The organism is Alcanivorax sp. HI0083, from assembly GCF_001635175.1.
Genome location: NZ_LWFX01001376.1, coordinates 1 through 4,159, shown reverse-complemented (window position 1 = coordinate 4,159; position 4,159 = coordinate 1). Strand labels below are relative to the sequence as shown.

The window sequence follows — 4,159 nt, the reverse complement described above, 5'->3', positions numbered from 1 at the left end:
TGCGCGCGAGCGAAATCAGCCGTGATCGCGTTAACGATGCGACCGAGGTGCTCAAGGTCGGTGACGAGGTGGAAGCCAAAATCACCAACGTTGACCGCAAGAACCGTGTTCTCAGCTTGTCCATCAAGGCGAAGGATCAAGCTGATGAGCGTGAAGCCATCGAAGGTCATCAGGAGCAGCAAGACGCCAACGCTCCGAAGACCATTGGTGACTTGATCAAGAAACAAATGGAAAGCAGCAACGAGTCATAAACGGCTCCTCCCGGGGGCCGGCATCGCGCCGGCCCCACTGGGCTGGGAGCCCAGGGAGTAAGCTGTAATGGCATTAACCAAGTCAGAACTGATTGAGCGCATTGCCGACCGGCAAGCGCAGCTGTCCCCCAAGGATGTGGAGCTGGCAGTAAAGACCTTGATCGAGCAAATGGCCGATTCCCTGGCCGGCGGTGGTCGCATTGAAATTCGCGGCTTCGGCAGTTTTTCCCTCCATTTCCGCGCCCCCCGTGTGGGTCGCAATCCCAAAACCGGTGCCAGCGTCGAGCTGCACGGTAAATACGTTCCTCACTTTAAACCTGGCAAAGAGCTGCGTGAGCGGGTCAATGAATCGCTGAGTGCAGACTCCGGCGAAGATGTTGATAATAACGGCAGTGACGGCAATCAAGCTGCCGCCAGTTAGTGTTGCCTGGCTTTCGAGCCTGGCCAGAAAAGGACGTTCCCGATGCGAAACCTTTACCGGATCCTCGTAATTCTGGCCGTTGTGGCCATTTTTCTTGTCGCCTTCCTGTTTGTAACCAGTAACCGTGATCTGGTGATGATCGATCTCCTGGTGGATGCCTGGCAGTGGCAGGTCTCACTGGGTGTGCTGGTGGTCTCTGTGCTGGCCATCGGCTTGCTGGTGGGCTTGCTGGCCGGGGTTGGCCTGCGTGGCATCAAGGGCCTGTTTTCATGAGCGAATCGTTGTGGCTCATTCCCCTGTTCTTTGTGGCCATTTCTGCCGGTTTTTTCATGGGGCGACGCGAAAGCAAGCGCCGCCAGCGCCGCCGCATGGCGTCCCTGTCCAAGGATTATGTAGCGGGCATTAACTTCTTCCTCAATGAAGAGCCAGACAAGGGCATCGAGGCTTTGCTCAACAGCCTGGACGTGAGTGAAGAAGGGCTGGAAACTCACCTGGCTCTGGGCAAGCTGTTCCGCAAACGCGGCGAATTTGACCGTGCCGCGCAGTTGCATACTCATCTGCTTGAACATGGCGACTATGGTCGGCCGGTACAGGAAGAAATTCAGCTGGAGCTGGCCCAGGATTATTTGGCCAGTGGCATCTTTGATCTGGCCGAGCAGGTACTGCTGGAAATGCTGGACCAGGATTGCCAGGCCAAGGATGAAGTGTGTGAACAGTTGATGGGCCTGTACGAGCAGGAGCGTGACTGGGTGAACGCCATCAGCATGGGCGAGCGCCTGCTCAAGAACCGTGCGAACCTGGCGCCGGTACTGGCCCAGTTCTGCTGTGAGCAAGCGGAAACCCTGCGTCGGGACGGCGACATTAATCCAGCCCGCCGTATGCTGCGCCGGGCGTTGTCATTCGATAACCAGTGCGTGCGTGCCAGCCTGGCGGAAGGCGATCTGGAAATGGCGGAATCCAACTGGGGCGCCGCGATTGATGCCTTTCAGCGGGTCTGGAACCAGGACAGTGACTTTTTTGATGAAACACTGGATCGTCTGCGGCAGTGTTTTCAGCATCAGGAAAAGGAAGAAGACTTTATCCAGATGCTGGCCGATTACAGTGCAGAGAAACCCAGCACCACGCGTATTCTGTTGCTCTCGGAAACGCTTAAAGAGCGTTATGGCGACAAGGAAGCGGCGGACTTTATCCGTGAATACATGAAGGCCAACCCGTCCGTGCGGGGGCTCAACCGCATCATCGACATGAGCCTGGCCAGCACCGCCGAGGGCGAGGCCCGTGAGCATCTGGACATGCTCAAGCAGGTGTCGGAAAAGCTGCTGAGCGACAAGAGCCTGTACAAGTGCCGCCGCTGTGGCTTTGAAACCCCATTGATGCAATGGCGCTGCCCAAGCTGCAAACGCTGGGGCACCATCAAGCCGGTGGTGAAGGAAGTTTAAAGCAGCTACCAGCTGCCGCTGATTGGCTTAAGAACCAGGGCGCTCCCTGGATCCCGGGGTTTCTACGGAGCTGCTGTAGGAGTCCCGCTTGAGGGACGAACCGTGCGAAACACGGAATCGACCCGCAGGGCGATCAGGCATTTCCGGGCGCTACGGGCCTCTAAATAATGGCTTCCCTTTGGTGGCCTCGCTACGTTCGGTTCGCACCTCAAGTGGTGCTCCTACAAAACCGTTCGCAGGACGATGAACGCTTGCTAATGGCAATTCTTGAACCCGGTTATCCCTGCGCCTACTATAGCCCCGCCTACCCACCACTCAGGAAGCTCGCCATGTCCATCACCAGCCCCGTTATTGTCGCACTGGACTACCCCGATGCCGCCCAGGCTCTGGTCATGGCAAAGCAACTGGATCCGGCCAAGGTGCGGGTAAAGGTGGGCAAGGAAATTTTTACCCGCAGTGGCCCGGCGGTGGTGGAATCGTTGCACAAGCTGGGCTTTGAGGTATTTCTGGACCTGAAATTCCACGACATTCCCAACACCGTGGCGGGGGCTGTCGCTGCGGCGGCGGACATGGGCGTGTGGATGGTGAACGTGCATGCCAGTGGTGGCCAGCGGATGATGGAAGGCGCGGCCAATGCCATTGCCAATCACGCCCGGCGTCCACACCTGATCGCCGTGACGGTGCTGACCAGCATGGATGACAGCGACCTGCAGCAGGTGGGCGTGGTGGATGTGCCCAAGGTACAGGTGCAGCGCCTGGCAGAGCTGGCCAGGGCGTCAGGCATGGATGGCGTGGTCTGTTCGGCCCAGGAAGCGGTAATGCTGAAACAGGCCTGCGGATCGGCCTTTGAACTGGTGACCCCGGGGATTCGACCACAAGGGTCCGAGGCAGGAGACCAGCGTCGGGTACTGACGCCGGTACAGGCTCGTGATGCGGGTGTGGACTATATGGTAATCGGCCGGCCCATCACCCAGTCCGCCACACCTACGGATGTAGTCGACGCTATATTACAAAGTCTGGGCTAATCTGCTTACAGCACCGTTTGTGGCTGGCGGATAACAGCAGTATTTATACCTCCTTAAAGTGAGATTTCCATTCAGAATAAAGAATACGGAGATCTCATATGAAACCCTGTTACATTGCGATTCTGCCTCTGCTGATGGCCTTGGTGATGCCCGCCGCTGCCGTCGAACTGCAGCCTGCTGGCACAGACGCTGTCAAAACCGCCGCCGCAGAACCCGCCAAAGCGGCTGGGGCGACAGCAGAGAGCGGTGTCGTCAATTTAAATACTGCCGATATGGCCGAACTGGAAAAACTGCACGGGGTTGGCCCCAAGACGGCCCAGGCGATAATTGATTTCCGTGACAGCCAGGGGGAATTTACCAGCCCGGATCAGCTGCTGGCCATCAAAGGCATTGGCGAGAAAACGCTGGCAAAAATGCGCGACCAAATTGTGCTGCAATAACCAATAGCACACGCGCTGAGAGTGGACGGACTGCGCGGGAAATACATCTCGCGCAGCCATTCAGCCAGTGAATCAGGGGTGGGGTTCGTTGCCTTCGCCATCCTGATGTTCGACGGCGCTGAGGTCGTCGGCACGATCCACGTCCCGTTCAGGTCGTGGCGCCTTGGGAGGTGCGGGTTCGCCGTTTTCCTCCGGCTTTTCCACTTTTCCGCCTTTCTCCCCTTTGCTTTCTTTTTCCTTGCTGGCTTTCTCTGCCTGGGCTTCCACTTCCTCGGTGCTCTTCTCTTCACCGATACGGAAGGCCGCAAAGCCGGCGTGGACCACCTGGTTAACCGCCATGCCCAGCACGCGCCCGTTGTAGGGGGCGATAATGGCGCTGCCCGTATTGCTGATCGGGTCGGTGACGGTGCCGAGAATCTGGCCCTTTTTCACCTTGTCGTTGAGTTTTACCTCGGAGAGCAAAATCCCGCCCTGGCTGGCACGAATCCATTCCGACTCGAAGAACACCGGCTGCGGGGCGCTCCAGAAACGGCTGGCCTTACGCATTTCCAGGTTTTCCAGCAGGGTTTCGATGGCCTGCACG

7 protein-coding genes are annotated in these 4,159 nt (G+C 57.9%); 6 read left to right on the top strand and 1 reads right to left on the bottom strand.

Translation table 11 applies throughout. From position 1 onward, the window contains the following. The 6 genes from A3754_RS20820 to A3754_RS20795 form a co-directional block, all read left to right on the top strand. Window positions 1-251, top strand: a 251-nt coding sequence (locus tag A3754_RS20820; RefSeq protein WP_156497125.1) for a S1 RNA-binding domain-containing protein, incomplete at its 5' end; no start/stop codon positions are given. A 67-nt stretch (window positions 252-318) separates the two neighbouring features. Next, window positions 319-672 (top strand): integration host factor subunit beta, encoded by a 354-nt coding sequence (gene ihfB, locus A3754_RS20815; protein WP_063521211.1) that lies wholly within the window; start codon window positions 319-321, stop codon window positions 670-672. A 42-nt stretch (window positions 673-714) separates the two neighbouring features. Further along, window positions 715-945 carry a lipopolysaccharide assembly protein LapA domain-containing protein gene (locus A3754_RS20810; protein ID WP_063521210.1) on the top strand — a complete coding sequence of 77 codons (231 nt, stop codon included), beginning with the start codon at window positions 715-717 and terminating at the stop codon, window positions 943-945. Continuing rightward, window positions 942-2,111, top strand: a complete 1,170-nt coding sequence (lapB, locus tag A3754_RS20805) for a lipopolysaccharide assembly protein LapB (protein WP_063521209.1) — start codon at window positions 942-944, stop codon at window positions 2,109-2,111. The genes A3754_RS20810 and lapB overlap by 4 nt, the downstream gene beginning before the upstream one ends. Window positions 2,112-2,440: 329 nt before the next feature. Next, window positions 2,441-3,136 (top strand): orotidine-5'-phosphate decarboxylase, encoded by a 696-nt coding sequence (gene pyrF / locus A3754_RS20800; protein WP_063521208.1) that lies wholly within the window; start codon window positions 2,441-2,443, stop codon window positions 3,134-3,136. A gap of 98 nt (window positions 3,137-3,234) precedes the next feature. Beyond that, on the top strand, window positions 3,235-3,576 hold the full coding sequence (locus A3754_RS20795) for a helix-hairpin-helix domain-containing protein (RefSeq protein WP_063521207.1): 342 nt from the start codon (window positions 3,235-3,237) through the stop codon (window positions 3,574-3,576). A 72-nt stretch (window positions 3,577-3,648) separates the two neighbouring features. Here A3754_RS20795 and A3754_RS28005 read toward each other — a convergent pair. Next, window positions 3,649-4,159: succinylglutamate desuccinylase/aspartoacylase family protein (locus tag A3754_RS28005; protein WP_369817635.1), on the bottom strand; the 511-nt coding region annotated here is incomplete at its 5' end.

Coding starts and splice junctions, on each gene's coding strand:
- ihfB (WP_063521211.1), top strand. CDS start 319: ATGGCATTAACCAAGTCAGAACTGATTGAGCGCATTGCCGACCGGCAA.
- A3754_RS20810 (WP_063521210.1), top strand. CDS start 715: ATGCGAAACCTTTACCGGATCCTCGTAATTCTGGCCGTTGTGGCCATT.
- lapB (WP_063521209.1), top strand. CDS start 942: ATGAGCGAATCGTTGTGGCTCATTCCCCTGTTCTTTGTGGCCATTTCT.
- pyrF (WP_063521208.1), top strand. CDS start 2,441: ATGTCCATCACCAGCCCCGTTATTGTCGCACTGGACTACCCCGATGCC.
- A3754_RS20795 (WP_063521207.1), top strand. CDS start 3,235: ATGAAACCCTGTTACATTGCGATTCTGCCTCTGCTGATGGCCTTGGTG.